Annotated in this window: 14 protein-coding genes; 12 read left to right on the top strand and 2 right to left on the bottom strand. The window is 31.7% G+C overall.

The genetic code is table 11. The features are described 5' to 3' along the window. Positions 1-106 precede the first annotated feature (106 nt). From AAFP94_RS01415 to AAFP94_RS01385, 7 genes are read left to right on the top strand one after another with little or no spacing between them, the layout of a single operon-like run. Positions 107-1,618, top strand: coding sequence for an MFS transporter (locus AAFP94_RS01415; protein WP_316660983.1), 1,512 nt, complete (start codon positions 107-109; stop codon positions 1,616-1,618). A gap of 9 nt (positions 1,619-1,627) precedes the next feature. Next, entirely contained in the window at positions 1,628-2,287 is a 660-nt protein-coding gene (gene pgmB / locus AAFP94_RS01410) for a beta-phosphoglucomutase (RefSeq protein ID WP_316660984.1), read from the top strand. Between the two features lies 1 nt (position 2,288). Further along, positions 2,289-4,595: a glycoside hydrolase family 65 protein gene (locus tag AAFP94_RS01405; RefSeq protein WP_316660985.1), complete on the top strand. Its 2,307-nt coding sequence runs from the start codon at positions 2,289-2,291 to the stop codon at positions 4,593-4,595. A gap of 3 nt (positions 4,596-4,598) precedes the next feature. After that, positions 4,599-6,539, top strand: coding sequence for a glycoside hydrolase family 13 protein (locus AAFP94_RS01400; protein ID WP_316660986.1), 1,941 nt, complete (start codon positions 4,599-4,601; stop codon positions 6,537-6,539). Between the two features lie 48 nt (positions 6,540-6,587). After that, complete coding sequence (locus AAFP94_RS01395) at positions 6,588-10,067, top strand: TIM-barrel domain-containing protein (protein WP_316660987.1); 3,480 nt, start codon at positions 6,588-6,590, stop codon at positions 10,065-10,067. Positions 10,068-10,078: 11 nt separating this feature from the next. After that, a complete protein-coding gene (locus AAFP94_RS01390) occupies positions 10,079-11,956 on the top strand; it encodes an alpha-amylase family glycosyl hydrolase (protein ID WP_316660988.1) in 1,878 nt (625 codons plus the stop codon). 4 nt (positions 11,957-11,960) lie between these two features. Further along, positions 11,961-13,634: an alpha-amylase family glycosyl hydrolase gene (locus AAFP94_RS01385; protein ID WP_316660989.1), complete on the top strand. Its 1,674-nt coding sequence runs from the start codon at positions 11,961-11,963 to the stop codon at positions 13,632-13,634. Between the two features lie 49 nt (positions 13,635-13,683). Here AAFP94_RS01385 and AAFP94_RS01380 read toward each other — a convergent pair whose 3' ends face one another. After that, positions 13,684-14,091, bottom strand: coding sequence for a hypothetical protein (locus AAFP94_RS01380; RefSeq protein WP_316660990.1), 408 nt, complete (start codon positions 14,089-14,091; stop codon positions 13,684-13,686). Between the two features lie 168 nt (positions 14,092-14,259). On the opposite strand from AAFP94_RS01380, the gene AAFP94_RS01375 reads away from it, so the two are divergent. Beyond that, positions 14,260-16,635: a GAF domain-containing protein gene (locus AAFP94_RS01375; protein WP_316660991.1), complete on the top strand. Its 2,376-nt coding sequence runs from the start codon at positions 14,260-14,262 to the stop codon at positions 16,633-16,635. On the opposite strand, the gene AAFP94_RS01370 is transcribed toward AAFP94_RS01375, so the two are convergent. Then, entirely contained in the window at positions 16,632-17,828 is a 1,197-nt protein-coding gene (locus AAFP94_RS01370) for a Pycsar system effector family protein (RefSeq protein ID WP_316660992.1), read from the bottom strand. The genes AAFP94_RS01375 and AAFP94_RS01370 overlap by 4 nt on opposite strands. Before the next feature lie 39 nt (positions 17,829-17,867). Between AAFP94_RS01370 and AAFP94_RS01365 the strand changes: the two genes are divergently transcribed. Genes AAFP94_RS01365 through AAFP94_RS01350 form a run of 4 tightly spaced genes read left to right on the top strand, consistent with a single transcriptional unit; the run spans position 17,868 to position 24,461 of the window. Next, the gene (locus AAFP94_RS01365; RefSeq protein ID WP_316660993.1) at positions 17,868-21,572 is read left to right on the top strand and encodes a metallophosphoesterase; all 3,705 of its coding nucleotides are present in this window, start codon (positions 17,868-17,870) and stop codon (positions 21,570-21,572) included. A gap of 31 nt (positions 21,573-21,603) precedes the next feature. After that, a complete protein-coding gene (locus AAFP94_RS01360) occupies positions 21,604-22,815 on the top strand; it encodes a BaiN/RdsA family NAD(P)/FAD-dependent oxidoreductase (protein ID WP_316660994.1) in 1,212 nt (403 codons plus the stop codon). Further along, positions 22,816-23,358 (top strand): DUF1697 domain-containing protein, encoded by a 543-nt coding sequence (locus AAFP94_RS01355; protein WP_316660995.1) that lies wholly within the window; start codon positions 22,816-22,818, stop codon positions 23,356-23,358. Next, the gene (locus tag AAFP94_RS01350) at positions 23,355-24,461 is read left to right on the top strand and encodes a diphosphomevalonate decarboxylase (protein ID WP_316660996.1); all 1,107 of its coding nucleotides are present in this window, start codon (positions 23,355-23,357) and stop codon (positions 24,459-24,461) included. The genes AAFP94_RS01355 and AAFP94_RS01350 overlap by 4 nt, the downstream gene beginning before the upstream one ends. Positions 24,462-24,474: the final 13 nt, after the last annotated feature.

The following is a 24,474-nucleotide window of genomic DNA, read 5'->3' as shown; positions in this document are numbered from 1 at the left end:
TATATATTTACAGCATTCAAACATAATTCAAAACCCATATTTTCACTTCTCATTTAGGTTTTGATAAGAGTTCTTATTGAAATAATAATAACTTAATTATACTATTATGCAAAAGCGTAAACTTGGTTTCTGGGAAATCTGGAATATGAGCTTTGGATTTCTAGGAATTCAAATGGGGTTCGCCCTTCAAAATGCTAATGTAAGTCGGATATTTCAAACTCTTGGAGCAGAAATTGAAGACATACCTATTTTATGGGTCGCAGCACCTTTAACAGGATTAATTGTTCAACCAATTATTGGTTATTTTAGTGACAGAACTTGGCATCCAAAACTTGGTAGACGAAGACCATATTTTTTAGTAGGCGCTATTTTAGCATCGCTGGCATTGTTTGTAATGCCTAACTCACCTGTACTTTGGTTTGCAGCAGGAATGCTATGGATTATGGATGCGTCCATAAATATTTCTATGGAGCCTTTTAGAGCTTTTGTAGGAGATAATCTTCCAGACTCACAAAGAACTAAAGGATTTGCAATGCAGAGTTTTTTTATTGGCATTGGCGCATATGTAGCTTCTAAACTGCCTAATATTTTAACGTATTTTGGAGTTGCTAATGTAGCTCCAGAAGGTATAATTCCAGACTCTGTTAAATACTCCTTTTATATAGGTGGAGCTGTTTTTTTTATTGCTGTTTTATGGACTGTCATTAAATCAAAAGAATATTCACCAGATGAAATGAAAGCATTTGCAGCATCAGAAAAAAAGGATTTTGTCAAAGAAGTTAGATCTGAAAACTGGTATAATATTAACGGTAGCTCTCATTTAAAAAATGGTGTTATTGTTTTATTAGTTGGTCTTATATCCACATATTTTATTTATATGTATGACATGAAAAAAGATCTATATGTTCTAACATTAGGCTTGTTGAGCTTTGGAGGATTGGCAATGATCCTTTCTGGACTAATGCAAAAAAATAATAATTATCAAAATGGCTTTGTTACTATAATGAATGATTTTCAAACCATGCCAAAAGTAATGAAGCAATTAGCTTGGGTACAATTTTTTTCATGGTTTGCATTATTTTCTATGTGGATTTATATGACACCAGCAGTTACAGAGCATATTTATAGCACGTCAGACACAACTTCCCATCTCTATAATCAAGGAGCTAATCAAGTAGGAGAAATGTTTGCAAATTATAATATCATTGCTGCAGCAGTTGCTTTTCTGCTTCCAATTTTAGCTAAAAAAACAAGCAGAAAATTTACTCATTTTCTAGCCCTGGTTGCAGGAGGTATTGGTCTTATGTCAATTTATTTCATTTCCAATCCAACCTCTTTAAACCTTGAGTGGTTACCTATGATTGGTGTTGGCATAGCATGGGCGAGTATTTTATCAGTACCATATGCTATGCTGTCAGGAGCTCTTCCTGCTTCTAAAATGGGATATTATATGGGTGTTTTTAATTTCTTTATTGTGATACCTCAACTTGTAGCGGCTTCTATATTAGGTTTTTTAGTTTCCAAAATATTTGATAACCATCCAGTATATGCACTATTTATTGGAGGTGTTTCAATGATATTATCAGGAATATTAACATTAAGAGTAAGTGATAAATAGTTGAAACAAATGACTAAAAAAGGATTTATATTTGACCTCGACGGTGTTATTGTAGATACAGCTAAGTATCACTTTGTAGCTTGGAAAAAACTAGCTAAAAGCATTGGAATAGATTTTACTGAAGAACAAAACGAACAACTTAAAGGCGTTAGCCGGGTTAAATCATTAGAGAAAATTTTGGAATGGGGACAAAAAAATCTTTCTAAAGAAGATTTCAACCATCTTATGACGCAAAAAAATAAAGACTATTTGAGTTATATAAATCAAATGGACGAAAATGAAATTTTACCAGATGTCCCGAAGATATTGAATTATTTAATAGAAGAAAAACAAGGTATTGCTTTAGGTTCAGCTAGCAAAAATGCTGTAGCCATATTAGAAAGAGTGAAACTCATTGATAAATTTCAAGCTATTATAGATGGTAATGGTGTCACAAAAGGAAAACCTAATCCCGAAGTCTTCCTAAAAGCCAAAGAAAAGCTGAATATAAAACCAGAGGATTGTATTGTTTTTGAAGATGCCATTGCTGGTATTCAAGCAGCCAATTCAGCGAATATGACCACCATTGGCATTGGAGATAAAGATATATTAAAAGAAGCAGATTATGTGTTCAAGGATTTTACACAAATCTCAACCGAATTTATAAATGAATTGATAAAAAAAGATTAAAATGAACCAAGATTATATTAAACCAGATAATTGGTCAATCATTGAAGAAGGATTTGATGCAGGTAGAGTAGAATCTTCAGAAAGCTTATTTAGTATTGGTAATGGAGCCATGGGGCAACGTGCTAATTTTGAAGAACATTATTCTGGATCAACCTTTCAAGGCAGCTATATAGCAGGTGTTTATTATCCTGACAAAACAAGAGTAGGTTGGTGGAAAAATGGCTATCCAGAATATTTTGCAAAAGTAATTAACGCACCAAACTGGATTGGAATTAATATTACTATCAATGGAGAACAACTGGATTTATATTCCTGTAAAAAAGTAGAAAACTTCAGAAGAGAACTCAATATGAAAGAAGGATGGTTGTCTCGTACATTTACTGCAATCCTTCAGAATAATGTAGAAATTAGTGTCCAAACCAAACGATTTTTAAGTCTTGAGTTGGATGAGATTGGAGCCATTGAGTATTCAATTAAACCTTTGAATTCTGATGCGGACATTTGCGTTGAACCATATTTAGATTCTGGCGTTACAAATGAAGACACTAATTGGGACGACAAATTTTGGAATACAACAAATGTTAGCCATAATGATGACCAGGCTTTTATAGAAGCACATACTATGAAAACGCATTTTCATACATGTACCTATATGCAATCACAGTTTTTAATTAATGATACGGCAGTAAATCTGGCTCCTGAAATTTTTAAGAATGAAACTAAAATAGCCTTTCAGTATTCTGCCTCAATTAAGAAAAATGATACGTTTACTATTCAAAAGTTTGGAGGCTATGTGGTTGATAGGAATCATGACAAAAATCAATTAAAAGAAGCAGCAAAGAATGTATTGTCAAAAGCCACTTCAAAAGGATTTGAAGGTCTGTTAAAAATGCAAAAAAATGCTTGGGCAAGCATTTGGGAAATGGCAGATATAACGATTGATGGAGACATCAAAGCCCAACAAGGCATTAGGTTTAACATTTTTCATTTAAATCAAACATATTTAGGCAAAGATTCAACCTTAAATATTGGACCAAAAGGATTTACTGGTGAAAAATATGGAGGTAGCACCTATTGGGATACAGAAGCGTATTGTATTCCATTTTATATGGCAACTAAAGATCAAAATGTTGCCAGAAGCTTATTAGAATATCGTCATAAACATTTAGAAAAAGCTATTGAAAACGCTCAAAAATTAGGTTTTACAAACGGAGCAGCTTTGTACCCAATGGTGACCATGAATGGAGAAGAATGTCATAATGAATGGGAAATTACATTTGAAGAAATACATCGTAACGGAGCCATTGCATTTGCTATTTACAATTATTATCGATTTACAAATGACTACAGTTATATAGTTGAAAAAGGACTAGAAGTGCTTATAGGTATTGCACGCTTTTGGAATCAAAGAGCTACATTTTCTAAAGCCAAAGATAAGTTTGTTATACTAGGTGTGACTGGACCAAATGAATATGAGAATAATGTAAATAATAATTTTTACACCAATTATATAGCAAAGTGGTGCATTGATTATACATTAGATAATATCCATAAGATTGAAAATGAATATGGAGAAGATTATAAGAGAATTACTAATATTACCAATATAGAGAATGACGAGTTGAATCAATGGAAAAAAGTTGCTGATAACATGTATTTTCCTTTTGATACAAAAAGAAATATCTTTCTTCAGCAAGATGGATTTTTAGATAAAGAATTAATTACCGTTAAAGATTTACCAAAAGACCAGAGACCAATTAATCAAAAATGGTCTTGGGACAGAATTTTGCGTTCACCATACATAAAACAGGCAGACACCCTACAAGGGTTTTACTTTTTTGAAGATCACTTTACATCTGAAGAGTTAGAGCGACATTTCGATTTCTATGAGCCATTTACAGTTCATGAAAGTTCTTTATCTCCTTGTGTTCATAGTATTCAGGCTGCGAAGTTAGATAGGATGGATCAAGCTTATGAATTCTATTTAAGGACATCTAGACTAGACCTTGACGATTACAACAAAGAAGTACATGAAGGTTTGCATATTACATCTATGGCTGGGACGTGGATGAGTGTTGTTGAAGGATTTGGTGGTATGCGAATTAAAAATAATATGCTTTCTTTTGAACCTAAAATCCCTGATTTATGGAATGGTTACTCATTTAAAATTAACTTTAGAAACCAAATTTTAAAAGTTGTTGTAAATCAAAACGAAACATATTTTCAACTCAACGGAACTGAAGATTTACAAATCTTGGTTAACGGCAAAAAGGTGAATATAACTCCAAATAACCTTGTTAAAGTTTAAAAAATGAAAAATATTGTTTTAGCGCTAATATGTGTTACACTATTTGTAGCTTGCAAGCAACAAGAAGAAAATACAGATCAGGATGTAGCTCAAGAAGTTAAAATATCTAATACTTCTTTAGACAGAGTTGAACCACCTAATTGGTGGATTGGTTTGAAGGACAAATCACTCCAATTATTAGTTAAAGAAGATAATATTGGAAACTCAACTCCAAATATATCTTATGCTGGAGTTACAATTGATAAAGTTCATAAAGCCGATAGTCCGAACTATTTATTTATTGATTTTACAATTTCAGAGAACACTAAAGCAGGTAAATTTGATATTGTTTTTAAATATGAAGATGGCGCAGAAAAAAGACATACTTATGAGTTAAAAGAAAAAATAAAACCATCTGAAGAATTCATAGGTTTCAATAGTTCTGACGCTATATTTCTAATAACGCCAGACCGTTTTGCAAATGGAGATGAGTCAAATGATATAGTTGAAGGTTTAAACGAAACTAAAATTGATAGAACAGATGGTTACGCTAGGCATGGAGGTGATATTCAAGGAATAATTAACCACATTGATTATATACATGAATTGGGTTTTACATCTGTTTGGCCAACGCCAGTTTTAACGAATGATATGCACATAGGGTCGTATCATGGATATGCAATTACAGACTATTATCAAGTAGATCCTCGTTTTGGAACGATGGATGATTATAAAAACCTTGCTATTAAATTAAGAGATAAAGGTATAAGTCTCATCATGGATCAAGTTGCTAATCACTGCGGATTGGAACATTGGTGGATGAAAGATTTGCCTTTTAATGATTGGGTGAATAATCAAAAATACTTTGAAGAAAATAAAGAAAATTGGAACAACAATACTGTCAAAAGATCTAATCATAGAAGAACTACAAATCAAGACATGTATGCTTCAGAAAGTGACAGAAGCGGAAATACAGATGGTTGGTTTGTTGCAACTATGCCAGATTTAAATCAACGTAATCCGTTCATGGCTAAATACATCATTCAAAATAGTATTTGGTGGATTCAAACGTTAGAATTGGGTGGAATTAGACAAGATACATATCCATATCCAGACAAAAATTTTATGGCAGATTGGGCAGGAGCGATAATGAATGAATATCCTGATTTCTCGATTGTTGGGGAAGAATGGAGTTATAACCCATTGTTGGTTGCTTATTGGCAAGCTGGAAACAAGAATAATGACGGGTACGAGTCTAATTTAAAATCTACCATGGATTTCCCAATGATTAAAGCCATTAAAGAAGGCTTAAACGAAGAAGAATCATGGGACGAAGGCTTGGTTAAAATGTATGAAGGTTTAGCTAACGATTTCAATTATGCTAAACCGAATGATATCATGGTTTTTATGGATAATCATGATAAAAGTAGAGTATATACAGAGTTTGGAGAAGATATAATCAAAACCAAAATGGCAATGGGTTATATATTGTGTTTGCCGCGAATTGCACAAGTGTATTACGGCACAGAAATATTAATGAACGATACTGAAAATCCAGGGGACCATGGTTTAATAAGAACAGATTTTCCAGGAGGTTGGAAAGGAGATAAAGTCAATGCGTTTACCGGTGAAGGATTGACAGATGAACAAAAAAGTATGCAAGACTTCATGAAAAAAGTGTTGAATTACAGAAAATCCAGTAAAGCAATACACGAAGGTAAAACAGTACACTTTTCACCTTTTATGAGAACTTATTTTTTGTTTAGAGTACTTAATGATGAAATTGTTGTGCATATAATAAACAAAAATGATTCACCAATTACTTTAGATTTAAATCGTTATGTTGAAATAGGCTTACAAGGAAAATCCTTAAAAAATATTATTACAAACGAAACTTTTATTTGGAACGACTCCATTGAACTAAAAGAAAAAGGCAGCATCATACTAACAACAAAATTAAATTAATGTATCTCACTGAACTTGTCGAAGTGCAATCGAGAGGTTTAACTAAATATGAAACAACTGATTTACATACTATTTGTTCTACTTTATCAAACTGCGTTTGCTCAAGTTACTTTTATAGTTAGTGAATTACCTGAAAACACATCAGAAAATGCGTCAATTTATATTTCAGGAGATTTTGAAGGCTGGTCTGGAGGACAAGATTCTTATAAGTTAGTTAAAAAAGATGGCTTATACAGTATTACAATTCATGATCTAAAAGGCACGATTAACTTTAAGTTTACACAAGGTTCTTGGGATACTGTAGAACTAGATCTTGAGGGAAATCAAATTGATAATCGTAGTTACACTATTAAAAAATCAAACGATACTGTAAAGGTCAAAATTTTAATTTGGGATAAAAGTAGTGGCGGTGTACAATCAACAAAAGCAAATAATGTTTTTGTGTTATCTGAAGAATTTGAAATCCCACAATTAAAGCGAAAACGTAGAGTTTGGATATATTTACCACCAAACTACAAAACTTCTAATCAATCTTTTCCAGTTGTCTATATGCACGATGGTCAAAATCTTTTTGACAACAGTTCATTATTTTCAGGTGAATGGGAAGTTGATGAAACGCTTAACAACTTATTTAAAGAAGAAAGTTTCAGTGTCATTGTTGTTGGAATTGATAATGGAGGCGATAAGAGATTAGATGAATACTCACCTTGGTCTAACGAGAAATATGGCGGTGGAGAAGGTGATGAGTATCTTGAATTCATTGTTGAAACATTAAAACCATTTATTGATTCGCAGTATAATACATTAACAGATAAAGCAAATACAGCCATTATTGGTAGCTCAATGGGCGGTCTTATTTCGCATTATGCAGGATTAAAATACCCAAGCGTCTTTGGTAAAGTTGGCGTGTATTCTCCAGCGTTTTGGTTTGCTCCAGAAATGATTGATTTTTCTAAAACGCATGGAAATATTCAAGATACAAAAATGTATTTTTTAGCTGGAGGGAAAGAAGGTGGTAATACAACTTTTGAAGAAATTAATCAGACAGTAAAAGATATGAATAACATTATTGATATCTTAAAAGGTCAAGAATTTCCTCCTGAAAATATCCAATCCAAATTAGTACCTGAAGGAAAACATAACGAAGCGCTTTGGAGAAATAGTTTTGAAGAAACTATGCGTTGGTTGTTTCCAGAAGCTATTAAGAAAAGAGAGTTTATTAATGCTTATCTAACTGAAGATAATCAAGTGATTGTTGAAGTTTCTGATGGAAATTATTTAATTCAGTTTTATAATTCTAAAATTGTAGAAACATCATTTATTCCAAACGGAGAAAAATTTAATAAAAATTCACACGCTGTCATTTTAGAACCAACCTTCGAGTCTCATGAATTTATTGATGAAGGCAATATGGCTACATTTAAAACTTCAGGAATAACGGTTAAGATTCAAAAAGAGCCTTTTCATATATCATATTTGCATAAAGGAACTGAATTAACATCTGAACGAAATGGCTATCAAAAAAACGATGAATTTGAAACCATACAATTCAATTTGAATGAAGATGAAGTTTTGTATGGTGGTGGAGCAAGAGCTCTTGGAATGAATCGTCGTGGCAACCGTTTAGAACTTTACAATAAAGCCGATTATGGTTATGAAACATACAGCGATTTACTGAATTTCACATTGCCAATAGTTTTGTCTTCAAACCAATATATGATTCATTTTGATAATGCGCCAATTGGCTTTTTAGATTTAGACAGTAAAAAAGACAATACACTTACTTACGAAACTATTTCTGGACGAAAAACTTATCAAGTTATTGTAGGTGATTCTTGGCATGATTTAATAGATAACTATACAAATTTAACTGGAAAGCAACCTATGCCACCACGTTGGGCTTTGGGTAATTTCTGTAGTAGATTTGGGTATCATTCACAACGCGAGACAATAGAAACAATTAATAAATTTAAGAAAGAAAAAATTCCAGTTGATGGTATTATACTTGATTTATACTGGTTTGGAAAAACAATACAAGGAACCATGGGGAATCTTGAATTTTATAGAGATTCATTTCCAAATCCGAAGCAAATGATAAAGGATTTAAAAGATAATAATGTTGAAACTATTCTTATCACAGAACCCTTTATTTTAACTACTTCAAAGCGGTGGGAAGAAGCAGTGAATAAAGATGTTTTAGCAAAAGATTCAATAGGAAACCCATTTAAGTACGATTTCTATTTCGGAAATACGGGTTTAATTGACATCTATAGTGAAAAAGGAAATAATTGGTTTAAAGATATTTATAAAGATTTATCTGAATTGGGTGTTACCGGATTTTGGGGTGATTTAGGTGAGCCAGAAGTGCATCCAAAAAATCTGATTCACGCTATGGGAACAGCAGACGAAGTACACAATATTTATGGGCATGATTGGGCAAAATTAGTTAATGAGGCTTACCATGAAGTATTACCAAACCAAAGACCCTTTATATTAATGAGGGCTGGCTATTCTGGGTCTCAACGATTTGGTTTAATACCTTGGTCTGGTGATGTGAATAGAACTTGGGGCGGTTTGCAAAGTCAAACAGAAATTGCCTTACAAATGGGTATGCAAGGATTAAGTTATATGCATTCTGATTTGGGCGGATTTGCTGGCGCAAATCCTGACAACGAGCTCTATAAGCGTTGGTTACAATATGGTGTCTTTCAGCCTATTTACAGGCCACATGCACAAGAAGAAGTGCCAAGTGAACCTGTGTTTAGAGAGGAAAGTACAAAACAAAATGCTAAAAAATCTATAGAGCTACGCTATAAATTACTACCGTATAATTATTCACTTGCTTTTGAGAATAATCAAAAGGGAACACCTTTGATGCGACCTTTATTTTTTGAAGAGTTTGATAATAAATCGCTGCAAACAAATATGTCAACATATTTATGGGGGAATGATTTTTTAATAACCCCAATAGTGAATTCAGGCGTAAAAGAAAAAGAAGTGTATTTCCCAAAAAATAATATCTGGTTCGATTTTTATACTGATGAAAAAGTGGTTGGAGGACAAACAAAAACTGTATTGGTAAACAAAGAAAATATACCAACTTTTGTTCGTGCAGGAGCCATTATTCCTATGGCAAAACCAATGCAATCTACAAAAGAGTATGCTGGTAATGAATTGGTTATTCATTACTATTTTGACGAATCTATTAAAGAAAGTGTATATGAACTATATAATGACGACGGATTGACAAACCAAGCTTTTGAAAAGGGACAATATGAGCTTTTAGAATTTGAATTCGAACTAGAAAAAGACATTTTAGAAATTGAATTTGAAGCAGAAACGGGTTCAGATTATCACACATCACAAAAGCAAATAGAAGTTGTTATATATAATATAAAAGAAAAACCTAGACGCGTTAAACAGGACGGAAAAAAAATTGAGATGATTTGGGATACAAATACCAAAACATTAACGATTCCTTTTATTTGGAACACAAAAAATGTGTCTGAATTTAAAATTGACCTATAACAAGTTATCAAATGAAAAAACAGCTTACATATCTTTTAATTACAGTAGTTGTAATGTTATTTAGTTGTAATAGATATAAAGAACCAGTCAGAGCACCTATATCATCAAAAAAACAAGCCAAAAAGGAAGTTATTTACCAAGTATTTACTAGGCTTTTTGGAAACTCAAATACAACTAATAAACCTTGGGGAACCATAGAGGAAAACGGTGTAGGAAAGTTTAACGACTTTACAAATAAAGCACTCAAAGAAATTAAAGATTTAGGAGTAACATATATCTGGTATACTGGTGTACCACATCATGATGTCATTACAGATTATACACAATTTGGTATTTCAAATGACGATCCAGATATTGTTAAAGGTCGAGCTGGCTCACCTTATGCCGTTAAAGATTATTATAATGTAAATCCAGATTTGGCATTGAATGTTGAGAATAGATTGGAAGAGTTTAAAGCGTTAATTGTTCGTACGCACAAAGCCGAAATGAAGGTCATAATTGATATTGTTCCTAATCATGTGGCTCGTAATTATAAAAGCTTAACAAATCCTGAAGGCGTTGAAGATTTTGGTGCTTCAGACGATACGTCGAAAACATATCATGTAAACAATAATTTTTATTACAACCCGGGAGAAGCATTTAAAGTACCAAAGTTTCTGAATGGATATTTGCCGCTAGGTGGTGAAAAGCACCCAATGTCTGATAAGAAATTTAAAGAAATTCCAGCAAAGTGGACAGGAAATGGCTCGCGTTTATCGCAGCCTAGTTTCCATGATTGGTACGAAACCGTAAAAGTAAATTATGGTATAAAACCAGATGGCACAAAAGATTTTGTTGAATTACCGAAAGGCTTTGAAAGTAAAGATTATAAAGCTCACTTCGAATTTTGGAATGACAAAATCGTTCCAAATTCTTGGGCAAAGTTTAGAGATATTGCATTATATTGGTTGGATTTTGGAGTTGATGGTTTCAGATATGATATGGCAGAAATGGTGCCAGTTGAGTTTTGGAGTTACATGAATTCAGCAATTAAAATGAAGAATCCTAATGCTTTTTTATTGGCAGAAGTTTATAATCCTTCACTTTACAGAGATTATATTAAAAAAGGAAAAATGGATTATTTATACGACAAAGTTCAACTTTATGATACTTTGAAACATGTGATGCAAGGTCATGGTAAAACAGATAATATTCCACCAATTCAAGAAGAATTGGCTGATATTGAACATCACATGCTTCATTTTCTAGAAAACCATGATGAACAACGTATTGCGAGTTCTGATTTTGCAGGAAGTGCTCAAAAAGGAAAACCAGCAATGGTGGTTTCTTCAACAATAAGTACATCGCCAACGTTAGTATATTTTGCACAAGAGTTAGGCGAACCAGGCGAAGAAGATTTAGGGTTTGGTGATCCAACACGTACATCAATTTTTGATTATGGTAGCGTGCCATGTATTGTAAAGTGGAGTAATAACAAGAATTTTGATGGAGGACAATCTACAGATCAGGAAAAAGAGTTGCGAGATTTTTATAAACGTTTATTAAATTTTACGATTAACAGTTCTGCATTGGCTGAAAACTATCAAGATATTCATCATTTTAATCGCCAAAATACAAAAGGATACAACGATAAAGTATTGTCTTTTGTACGTTGGAGTGATGATGAAAAACTTATAATTATTTCTAATTTCAATGCTAAAGACACTTATAGTTTTGAGTTAGGCTTACCTAAATACATTGTTAAAAAATGGCGTTTAAATGATGGTGAATATATAGTAGAAGACCAATTGTACAATGTATTCACCCAAAATTTGAATGTCGAAAATGGTGAAGCTAAAATTTCTATAGAAATTAAACCTTTAGAGTCATTTATTCTTAAAATAAAATAGTGAAATGAATACAAGAAGAGTATTATTGATTTTATGTTTCGTAGTTTTTGTTAATTGTGAAAACAAGAAAAAAATTGAAACGCAAAAAGTAGTTTCTCAAAATACTGAAGAGCCATTTATTTGGGAAGGAGCCAATATTTATTTTCTTTTAACAGATAGATTTAATAATGGAGATATTGCTAATGATACAATTATTGATAGATCGGTTAAGACTGGAAAACTTCGTGGTTTTGAAGGTGGTGATATTAAAGGTGTGACTCAAAAAATAGAAGAAGGCTATTTTACAGACCTTGGTATTAATGCCATTTGGATGACTCCAATTGTAGAGCAAATTTATGGCGCTACAGATGAAGGTACTGGCAATACATATGGATATCATGGATATTGGACTAAAGATTGGACAAGGATTGATCCAAATTATGGAACAAAAGAAGATTTGAAAGCACTGGTTGATGTTGCTCATAAAAACGGAATTCGCATTATACTAGATGCTGTGATTAATCATACAGGCCCTGTTACTGAAATAGATCCTGTTTGGCCGAGTGATTGGGTAAGAACAGAACCTCAATGTCAATACAATAATTATGAAAATACAATCACATGTACATTGGTAAAGAATCTTCCAGATATAAAAACTGAAAGCAACGATAATGTTGAACTACCAGATCAATTGGTTGAAAAATGGAAAGCAGAAGGTCGTTATGAAGAAGAGGTTGCAGAACTAGAAGAATTTTTTAAAAGAACTGGTCATCCAAGAGCACCTCGTTTTTATATCATGAAATGGCTTACAGACTATATTACTGAATTTGGTTTTGATGGTTACAGATGTGATACTGTAAAGCATACTGAAGAACATGTATGGCAAGAGTTCAAAACAGAGTGCGATTATGCATTTAACCAATTCAAAAAAGAAAACCCAGATAAAGTATTAGATGATAATAAGTTTTATTTAGTTGGTGAAGTATATAATTATGGAATTAGCGGTGGAAAATATTTTGACTTTGGTGATAAAAAAGTAAACTACTTTGATGATATGTTTGCAAGTCAGATAAATTTTGAATTTAAATGGAACGCTGCTCAAATGAATATAGAAGATATGTTTGTGAAATATGACTCCATACTTCAAGTTCAATTAAAAAGTTATGGTGTATTAAATTATTTAAGCTCGCATGATGATGGTAGTCCATTCGATCCAAAAAGAGAAAAACCGTTTGAGACTGCGACAAAATTATTGTTATCGCCAGGAACATCGCAAGTGTATTATGGTGATGAATCAAATAGATCACTTGTTATTGAAGAAACAATAGGCGATGCTACATTACGTTCTTTCATGAATTGGGATGATGTTAAGCATGATAAATACACACAGTCAATATTATCACATTGGCAAAAGCTTGGTCAGTTTAGAAAAAATCATCCAGCCATTGGTGCAGGAAAACACAAAATGATAACTGAAAAACCATTCACCTTTTATAGAAGTTTCACTAAAGAGGGTTTCGAAGATTTTGTTGTGATTGGGTTAGATTTACCAAAAGGAACTAAATCATTAAATGTATCTGCTGTTTTTAAAAATGGAGACCTTGTTCACGATGCATATTCTATGCAAAATGTAAAAGTTAATGATGGACAAGTTAATATTGAATCCGAATTTAATATTGTGCTATTAGAAAAGATATAAAAAAAAAGCTTCAATCAAGTTGAAGCTTTTTTATTTATTTACCATTCATTTATTCAGTGGATGCTGATGAGAATTTACCATAAATCAGACTGGTTATTATTCCTAAAACAGTGAAAACAACTAGATTTAAAATACCATTAACAATGGTGTCGCCTAAAGCCATGTGAGAGAATGCAAGATCAAACCAGCGCTCGCCAAACCCGATTAGTATTCCAACCCATAAACCAAATTGAGCTCCTTCAGAAACACTATGGTGTCCTCTGGCCCATTTTGAATAGATTGTAGAAAATGCAAAAGCTGTGATTAAACAGGCAATAATTAAATGCAGATGTTCAGGATTACTTTCTTCATTTGATGAAAAAAAGTAAGGCCCAACAACTTCCCATAAAAAGAACCCTCCAAAATACGTCCAAATGGCTCCTACTAATGTCGAAATTAAATTTGTTTTTGAAAACATAATAATTAGTTTTAGTTAGTAAATATGAAATTAAATATAGTCAAAATTGTGATATTCATAATAAAACCATAAAAATATTATGAACAATTTAATTTGTTACAATTGACCTATTTTTACGTCTAATTAAAAATATTATTAACTTTATAGTATTTTAAAGATTAAAGGCAAATGAATAACGAAGATTACTTGGAGTCTCCAATGCTCATAAAAATAAGCTTTAATAAGTTGTTAGAGCAGTATGAGAAATTGGCAAATAGCGAAGACAAGTTTATTTCAGAAAAGGCTAGACGTATATTGAAAATCCAAGAGCATATTCCTGAATTAAGAGAAGGTTTCACAGATTTTTCTTTATTAGATAAGTATGCAAAAGAAATAAAATTCATTTTGCAAGATTCATTTAGTGAAGTTTTGACCCACAACGAAATAAAAGCTGCGTCTGTACCATTTCAAAATACGATATTCAACCTTTCAGAAAGATTTAAAAAAATAATAGGTACTGCAGGGAACGACTTTGAGCTTAAGATACAGAACATGCCAAAAGGCGATACTTATATTATTGCATGTACAATCATTTTAAAATTTTGTTATGGTTACAATTTGAATTTAAGACGACCGTTTTTTTACGAAATACCTGATGCAGATGGTATAATTCGTTACTACAAAATTTTATACAATGCTGATTTTGTTGAAATCATTCGTACAGAACGCGCAAAAAAAATCACTCAAGAAGATGTTGATGAGTTACTGGATAATTATGATGATTTAAATCTGTGGAAAAAAAAGTTTCCGGCTGAAGGTTATATTTTTAAGGGATTTGTTATTTCTAATATGTTTGATGTTACTGACGATCAGTCTATATCTAACATCAAATCTAGCTTAATTTCAGAAGGTCAACTTTACAGTGAAAAACCTACGTCAGTATTTCATGATATTTTCCGTTCTTTTTTGAATATTAAAGATTTAGAAGTAGGCTTTTCCCACTTTGATAGAGAAAATAAAACTTTTAGGCGGTTTTATGGAGGAGTAGGTTTAAACAGTTATTTATTGAATAACGAAGATCACATGACTTGTAAAGAATCCCTATGTAAATGGTCATATAATCAATTAATTAATGAAAACAAGTATTTTTCGATTTCAGATATAGATAAAGCCTATGAGTTGTCAAAAGGTAAGGCGCCACAAATAAACGCTTTTAAAGAGCAAGGTATTAAGAGTGTTGTATTGGCCCCAATTGCCAATAATAAAGAATTACTCGGAATTTTAGAATTTGTGTCTTACAAACCTAAAGTATTAAACAGTATAAATGCCAATAAACTTACAGATGTGCTGCCATTTATTTTGAGTGCTGTAGAACGTTCTAAAGCCGAAAGAGAAAACTTAATTGAAGCCATAATTCAGCAAGAATGCACTTCTATACATCCTAGTGTACATTGGAGGTTTAAGGACGAAGCTAGCAATTTTATTAAAGAACTGGCCAAAGGAAATGATGTATCGTTTAAGAAGGTAACCTTTGAAGATGTTTATCCACTCTATGGCCAAATAGATATTAAAGGTTCTTCCGAAGCAAGAAATAGAGCAACGGTTAAAGACCTAAAATTACAACTTAATGAAGCTAAAGAAATAATAGAAGTCGTATTAAAAGCTAACAATTTACCTATTTATGAAGAATTAATATTTCAGATCGATGGTTTTTTAGAAGATTTAGAAAGTCATTTTCAAGTGGATTCAGAACAAAGAATAACCTCTTTTTTCAGAAATGAAATCACTCAATTATTTTATCATTTGTTAAAAGAGAAAGTTTTATCATCAAGAATTGATGAATACTTTAATAGAATAGATAATAAATTAAATGTCATATATAAGTTCAGAAAACAATATGATGATACCATTTCTTTAATCAATGAAAAGATGAGCATGCTTTTAGATAATAAACAAGTTGAAGCACAAGAAATGTATCCTCACTTTTTTGAGAGATTTAAAACAGATGGCGTTGAACATAACATGTATATTGGCCAATCTATAACAAGAGAAGATACCTTTAATAAAATTTATCTCTACAATTTAAGGCTATGGCAGTTGCAAGTGATGTGTGAGATGGAGAATGAGTATTACCGGCTTCAGAATGATCTTCCAATAAAATTTGATGCAACATCAATGATACTTGTTTTTGGGTCGCCATTAGCAATTAGTTTTAGAATGGATGAAAAACAATTTGATGTTGATGGTACCTATAATGCAAGATATGAGATTGTAAAAAAGAGGGTTGATAAGGCTTTCATAAAAGGAACAAAAGAGAGAATTACCAAAAAAGGAAAAATTACTATTGTGTATTCACAAAAGAGTGATGAATCAGAATATTTAAAATACATTAAGTTTTTGCAATCTAAACACTATTTGGGCAATGATGTTGAGATAGTTGAATTACAAGATCTCCAAGCAGTAACGGGGCTTAAGGCCATAAGAGTAAGTATTCTATATAATAAAAATCAAGATGATAAAGAATTCTATACATACGACGATTTAATGAAAGAAATAAAGGCTTAATTCTCTATATACTGAAAAGCAATTGCAAAAGCTGTAACACTAACTAAAATACCTATAATGAAAATGGTATATGTAATGCGCAATATTTTGTATTTCCTATCAAGCACCTTGCCTAAAAAATAAAGGTCTTTAATTAATGAGTTGTATAAATAATCTTTGTCTTTCATAAGCTCGTTCATAGCCCATTCAAAATCGTCTAATTTCATCTTATGAAAGTTACCAAAGAACAATAAATTAACCTTTTTATTTTCAACGTCTTCCTTTGTAAATTTTCCACTTGTTACATTTGGTCTTGTTGCCAAGACAGATAATACCATGGCTGCTATGGTAAAAGTAATAAAAATAATTGTCGGATAAATTAAATAACCATTTGAAGGGTTATCGAGCTTTGGAATTAGATTAGATAACAACAATGAGATAATAATGGCATTTACCGAAAGTAAAATATTCGCCTTTGTATCAGCAATGTCACTCAAATCAATATGATTTCTTAAAGTTACCCTAAACATAGTTTCTATGCCACGTTCAGGGATTTTTGCTCTCTTTTTTTTGAGCGCAAGTTCTTCATTTTTTACTTTATCTTTAACTTCAGTTTGTTTGTGTTTATTTAAATTTTTGAATAAAGAAGCAAGATTAATGTCTTTTCCTGTTTGCCAATTATTTAGTGCAAAATTTGTATGAAAATTGTGCTTTTTGGTTAAAAACAATATGTTCTCTTCTGTCCACTCTACATCAGTAAACAATTTATTGCGGGTTAATCTCCACTCATTTCTTAATAGTTCACTTATTTGAATAAACTCATTGTCCTTAAAATGCCCATAATCGGAATCGCAAATAACTTTTTCAAACAAAGTTTTAGGCTCGTAATCCATTTTTGTCGCCAAAATCAATTTAGAGATAACTTCTACCCTTTGTTCATCTATTCCATTTTCTAATAAAAAAGATTTAGCAATTTCGGCACTTTTAGCTTCATGATTATCACATCCTTCTATAAATCCTGTGTCATGAAACCAGGCTGCTAAAATCAAATTTTCGGCGTCAATTCCAGATATGCCTTCACCTTCAATAATTTCTTGAATACTTTTAACAACTCGTCTTGTATGACCTAAATTGTGGTATACATAAACATGAGAAAGTTTATTTGCTAGAAGGTTTGAAACAAATATCTCTACTTCTTTAAGTAAATTAGTCATTCATTGATTATTTTTACTAAAATAGTTAATTATTTATTTATGAGGTTTTATAAAAACACATTACTACTTTTTGTGTTATTGCTTATAACTGCTTGTGCTACTTATAAGCCACAATACGATGCAAATTATGTGCAAGAAAATTTCCCTTATGACAAAACGATTAAACATTCATTTTATTTGATTGGAGATGGAGGCAATTCACCTTTAGGAGAACAGACTGGTACATTAAAAATGCTAGAGGCAGATTTAAAAACAGCATCTAAACACAGTACGCTACTTTTTCTCGGAGACAATATTTATCCTCATGGTATGCCAAAAAAGGATGAGAAGCAACGTGCATTTGCTGAACATCAACTAAAAGCACAAACGCAGTTAGCAAAAGACTTTAAAGGAAGAACTATTTTTATTCCTGGAAATCATGATTGGTATTCAGATGGGTTAAAAGGATTAAAACGTCAAGAAAAATTTATTGAAGATTTAATTGGGAAAAACACATTTTTACCCGAAGATGGTTGTCCATTAAAGAGAATTAAAATAGGTAGCGATATTGTGCTGCTTATTGTTGACTCGTCATGGTACTTAACTAATTGGGACAAACATCCAACCATGAATGATGATTGCGAAATTCAAACTAGAGGAGCTTTTTTTGATAAATTTGAAAGTGAAATAAAAAAAGCAAGAGGAAAAACAACCATTGTAGCTATTCATCATCCAATGTTTACAAATGGACCTCATGGTGGTCAATACGATTTTAAATCTCACATGACACCACTTCCAGGTTTAGGAACTTTAAAAAATGTGATCAGGAAAACAAGTGGTATTTCGCCAGAAGATTTACAAAACAAAAGATACACAGAATTTAGAAAACGCATCGTTACCTTATCTCAAGAAAATGATAAAGTCATTTTTGTCTCTGGACATGAACATAATTTACAATACATAATTAAGGACAATATACCTCAAATTATTAGTGGTTCAGGTTCTAAAATAAATCCTACTCGAAATATAAATGGCGGTAAATTCAGTTCAGGAGAGTCTGGTTATGCTAGACTGGATGTTTTTGAAAATGGTTCGTCGCATGTTCGTTTTTATTCGGCAACAGAAAATAAAGTTGTTTTCGAATCTTCAGTTTTAGCTGAAGATAAAAAATATGATACGTCTAAATTTGATGCTATATTTCCAAATGAAGAAATAGCTTCAATTTATACTAAAGAAGAAACTACAAAAAGTGATTTTTACACCAAAGTTTGGGGAAAGCGTTACAGACAAGATTATAGTGTAAATGTTACAGCACCAACAGTTAATTTGGATACACTATTTGGAGGATTAAAACCTATTAGAAAAGGAGGAGGACACCAATCCTTATCTTTAAGATTAGAAGATAAAAATGGCAAAGAATATGTGTTAAGAGCCATGAGAAAAAGTGCTGTACAATACATTCAGGCCGTTGGATTTAAAGATCAGTATGTAAAAACTGATTTTGAAGATACTGCAACGGAAGATTTATTGCTCGATTTTTTCGCAGGTTCACATCCATATTCATCTTTCGTTGTTCCCACACTTTCAAAAGCTGTTGATATTTATCATACAAATCCTGTGTTGTATTATGTGCCAAAGCAAAAAGCGCTTGGTAATTTTAATAATGAATTTGGAGATGAATTGTATATGATTGAAGAACGCCCAGGAGATGGTCATGGAGATAATTCAAGTTTTGGTTTTTCAAACAAAATTATTAGTACAGACGATATGCTTTACGATCTTCATAAAAATGAAAATCATAGTATTGATGAAGAGATGTATATACGGGCTCGATTGTTTGATATGGTTATTGGCGACTGGGATAGACACCAAGACCAATGGCGTTGGGCAATATTTAAAGAAAATGGAAAAACAATTTACAGACCTGTTCCACGAGATAGAGATCAGGCATTTTCAATTATGAGTGATGGCTTTTTACCAAACATACTCACAAAACTAATACCTGGTTTACGTTTATTAGAAGCCTATGATGAAGAATTAAAAAGCCCCAAGTGGTTTAATTTAGAACCTTATCCTTTAGATAAAGCATTGATTACAAAATCTGATAAATCTGTTTGGGATGTACAAATACAGCAAATAGTTGATGTATTAAATGATGATGTTATTAATAAGGCATTTACTAATCTCCCAAAAGAAGTTAATCAACAATCGGTTAAAGAAATAAAAAGAAAATTAAAGGGAAGGTTGAATAACTTACAAGAAATATCCGATGCATATTATGCTTATTTAAATAAGTATGTAGTCATTATCGGAACAGATAAAGACGATGTATTTGAGGTTACAAGATTAGCAAATGGTAATACAAAAGTTGAAGCTTTTAGAATTAAAAAAGGAAAAAAAGGAGATATCTTTCATAGTAGAACTTATAATACAAGAGATACCAAAGAAATATGGATTTATGGTTTAGATGATGATGATGTTTTTAAAGTTTCTGGCAATGGTGATAAACTGATTAAAGTTCGTATAATAGGAGGACAAAATAAAGACACTTATGATATAGAAAACGGAAAATCAATAGTGCTTTATGATTATAAATCTAAAGAGAATAAATTTTTGAATGATAATGGAAAGAAAAGCCTCACAGATGATTATGGAATTAATGTTTACGATTATAAGAAACTAAAAAATGATTCTAACGAGCTCATTCCTACGATTGGAATAAATCCTGATGATGGTTTTAAAATAGGGTTTTTAGATAAATACACGACTTACAAATTCGAACAAAACCCGTTTACAACACAGCATACATTTTCCGGAGCATATTATTTTTCCACCAATGGATTTGAGTTAAAATATGGTGGAGAGTTTGCTAACATATTCCAAAACTGGAATTTTAAAATTGAGTCTGTTTTTACAAGTCCAAACTACAGTATTAACTTTTTTGGATATGGAAACAGTACACCAAATAATGAAGCTGACGATAATGATGGTATTGATGTAGATAAAGATTATAACAGAGTAAAATTAAGCACCTTTAGTTTATCACCTTCACTAGTTTGGAGAGGGCAATTGGATGCACAGTTTAAATTTGGATTAAGATATGAATCTATTGAAGTAGAAGAAATAGAAGACAGATATATTAACACATTTTATGTTGAAAATAACGAAGAAAGTCATAATCATTTTTTTGGAGTGGAAACATCTTATGAATTTGAAAATAGAGATTACAAAGCATTTCCAACATTAGGAATGGGTTTTAGTCTTACTGCTGGATATAGATCAAACTTAAAAGAATCAAAAGGGTTTGGTTACATAATTCCATCATTGAGTTTTAATTATAAAATTGATTCAGAAGGACAGTTGGTTTTTGCAACAAAATTTAAAGGTCATTTAAATATAGGTGATGATTTTGAGTTTTACCAAGCAGCAAGTATAGGAGGTGACGATGGACTTCGTGGTTACAGAAATCAACGCTTTACTGGCAAAAGTTCATTTTATCAAAGTACAGACATACGATTAAATTTACACGAAACCAAAACGTCTATTGTACCATTAATTATTGGAATTTATGGAGGTTTCGATTATGGTCGAGTTTGGATTGATAATAGTTTAGTAACAGAATTGGATTATAATACAAATGGAATGAATACCTCTATTGGTGGTGGTGTTTTTTTTAATGCTTTAGATGTATTATCATGTAATCTAGCAACTTTTAATAGTGATGATGGTTTGAGGCTTACTTTTGCTTTTGGATTTGAGTTTTAATCTATATAAATTCAACTAGATTATAAATTGTATGACATATTTGGATGTATTAATTATTGGAGGTGGAGCTGCAGGCTTTTTTGCAGCCATTAACATTGCTGAACAAAATCCAAATTTAAAAATCACCATTTTAGAACGTGGAAAAGAAGGACTGCAAAAAGTCAAAGTTTCTGGTGGTGGACGTTGTAATGTAACACATGCTGAATTTATTCCTCAAGATTTGGTTTTAAATTATCCGAGAGGAGAAAAAGAATTACTTGGGCCATTTCATACATTTATGACTGGAGACACCATAGAATGGTTTGAAAAAAGAGGTGTAGAATTAAAAATTGAAGACGATGGGAGAATGTTTCCAGTTTCAAACTCATCACAAACCATTGTTGATTGTTTTTTAAATGAAGCAAATAAAAATAAGGTTAATGTATTATATAACCAATCTGTAATAGCCATTAAAAAACAAAATAAAGTTTGGACGGTTATTACAAAACAAGATGAATTTTCATGTAATAAGTTAATCGTAGCTACAGGAAGCAATACAAAAATATGGAAGGTTTTAGAAAATTTAGATCACACCATTTCACAACCAGTACCTTCCTTATTCACATTTAATGTCAATGATAAACGTATAAAAAGCATTCCCGGAGTTGTAGCTCAAAATGTTGAGGTAAAAGTTATTGGAAGTAATTTAGAGAGTCATGGTCCATTGCTTATTACACATCAAGGATTTAGTGCGCCAGCCATTTTAAAATTATCAGCTTTTGGAGCTTTAGAGTTGGCGAAACATGATTATAAATTTGAAATTGAAATTAATTTTATAGGGTTGCCTTTTAATGATTGTTTAGAAAGATTAAAGACCTTAAAACAAGAATTAAACAAGAAAACCCTTTTTAAATTCTCACAATTTGAATTGCCTAAACGTCTTTGGCGGCAATTGGTTTTAGCTTCAAATATTAATGAAACTACCACATGGGCAGATGTTAATAAACGTCAATTAGAAGCTTTTGCAAATCAACTTACAAAAGCCGTATTTAAAGTTGATGGGAAAAGCACTTTTAAAGAAGAATTTGTCACTGCTGGAGGCATCGACTTAAAAGAAGTTAATTTTAAAACCTTTGAAAGCAAGTTGCATAAAAATCTATACTTTGCAGGTGAAGTGTTAAATATAGATGCTATTACAGGAGGTTTTAATTTTCAAAATGCTTGGACTGGTGCTTATATAATTGCGCAAAATATTTCAGAATAGATGACTACATACATTGCATTATTAAAAGGGATTAATGTTGGAGGGCATAAAAAAGTTCCAATGGTAGAATTGAGAGAATTGTTAACAAATAGCGGATTTCAAAATGTAAAATCTTATATTCAAAGTGGGAATGTTATTTTACAATCAACAGAAAATAATATTGAAAAAATTGAAAGCACAATTAAAAAAGCCATTTTAGACTATTTTGGGTTTGAAGTATCTGTTTTAGTAAAGATTAGAAAAGACTTACAAAACATTTTTGATAATTCTCCATTTTCTGAAGAGAAAAAAAAAGCAAGCTATTTTATGATGTTACATGATGTTCCAGACAAGGATTTAGTTAAAGTTGTATCAGAAAAAAAATATGACAGTGAAGAATATCATATTATTAAAGATTGTATTTATTACTTCTGTGAGAGAGGTTATGGACAAGCCAAGTTTAATGTCAATTTTTTTGAACGAAAATTGCAAACATTTGCAACAGCTAGAAACTACAATACAATGGTAAAGTTGTTATCTTTGTCGGCAGAAAGTAATTCATGACAGAACAAGATTTTATACCAAAAACATATTCTAAAAAAGTTGAAAGGGGCTGCTATACTTGGTCATCACCAAGTAATATTGCGTTGGTAAAATATTGGGGAAAGAGGGAACATCAAATTCCTGAAAATCCGTCTATCAGTTTTACACTTGATGCGTGCAGAACAACCACCACTTTAAGCTTTTCGAAAAAAGATTCTCATAAATATTTTTCTTTTGAGGTTTTATTAGACGGAAAACCAAAAAATGATTTTGAACCTAAAATAGAAACGTTTTTCAAGCGTATAGAAGCCTATTTACCATTTTTAAAAGACTATCATTTTAAGATTGAAACCTCTAACACTTTTCCGCATAGTTCAGGAATTGCTTCCTCTGCTTCAGGAATGAGTGCTTTGGCCTTATGCTTAATAAGTTTAGAAAAGCAACTTGTGATGGATGTCATGTCGAGCGCAGTCGAGACAACTCAAATTGAAAGTTATTTCAACCAAAAAGCATCTTTTTTAGCACGTTTAGGTTCAGGTAGCGCTTGCAGAAGTATTGAAGGCGATTTGGTGGTTTGGGGAAATCACAAAGACATTGATGGAAGCTCGGATTTGTTTGGCATAAAATATCCTTTTGAAGTTCATAATAATTTCAAAAACTACCATGATACAATTCTATTGGTAGATAAAGGAGAAAAACAAGTTAGCAGTACAGTTGGTCATAATTTAATGCACAATCATCCTTTTGCAGAAGAACGTTTTAAGCAAGCTAATCAAAACCTCTCAAAGCTTACCCACGTATTTAAAGTAGGCAATTTAAAGGCGTTCACAGAAATAGTGGAAAGTGAAGCCTTAACACTTCATGCCATGATGATGACAAGTTTGCCTTATTTTATTTTAATGAAGCCCAACACACTTGAAATCATTAATAAGATCTGGAATTTTAGAAACGAAACTGGACTAAATATATGTTTCACATTAGATGCTGGAGCAAATGTACATGTATTATATCCAGAATCTGAAGCCAAAAAAGCTTTAGAGTTTATTCAAAATGAATTAGTTGCATATTGTCAAAACGGACATTATATTTGTGACAGAATTGGTTTTGGTGCAAAACAATTGTAATTTTACAGTTCCA

The organism is Gilvirhabdus luticola (genome assembly GCF_040117515.1).
GTDB classification, from domain to species: domain Bacteria; phylum Bacteroidota; class Bacteroidia; order Flavobacteriales; family Flavobacteriaceae; genus Gilvirhabdus; species Gilvirhabdus luticola.
Note: the sequence above shows the minus strand (reverse complement) of the source record. Positions and strands in the feature narration are given on the sequence as shown.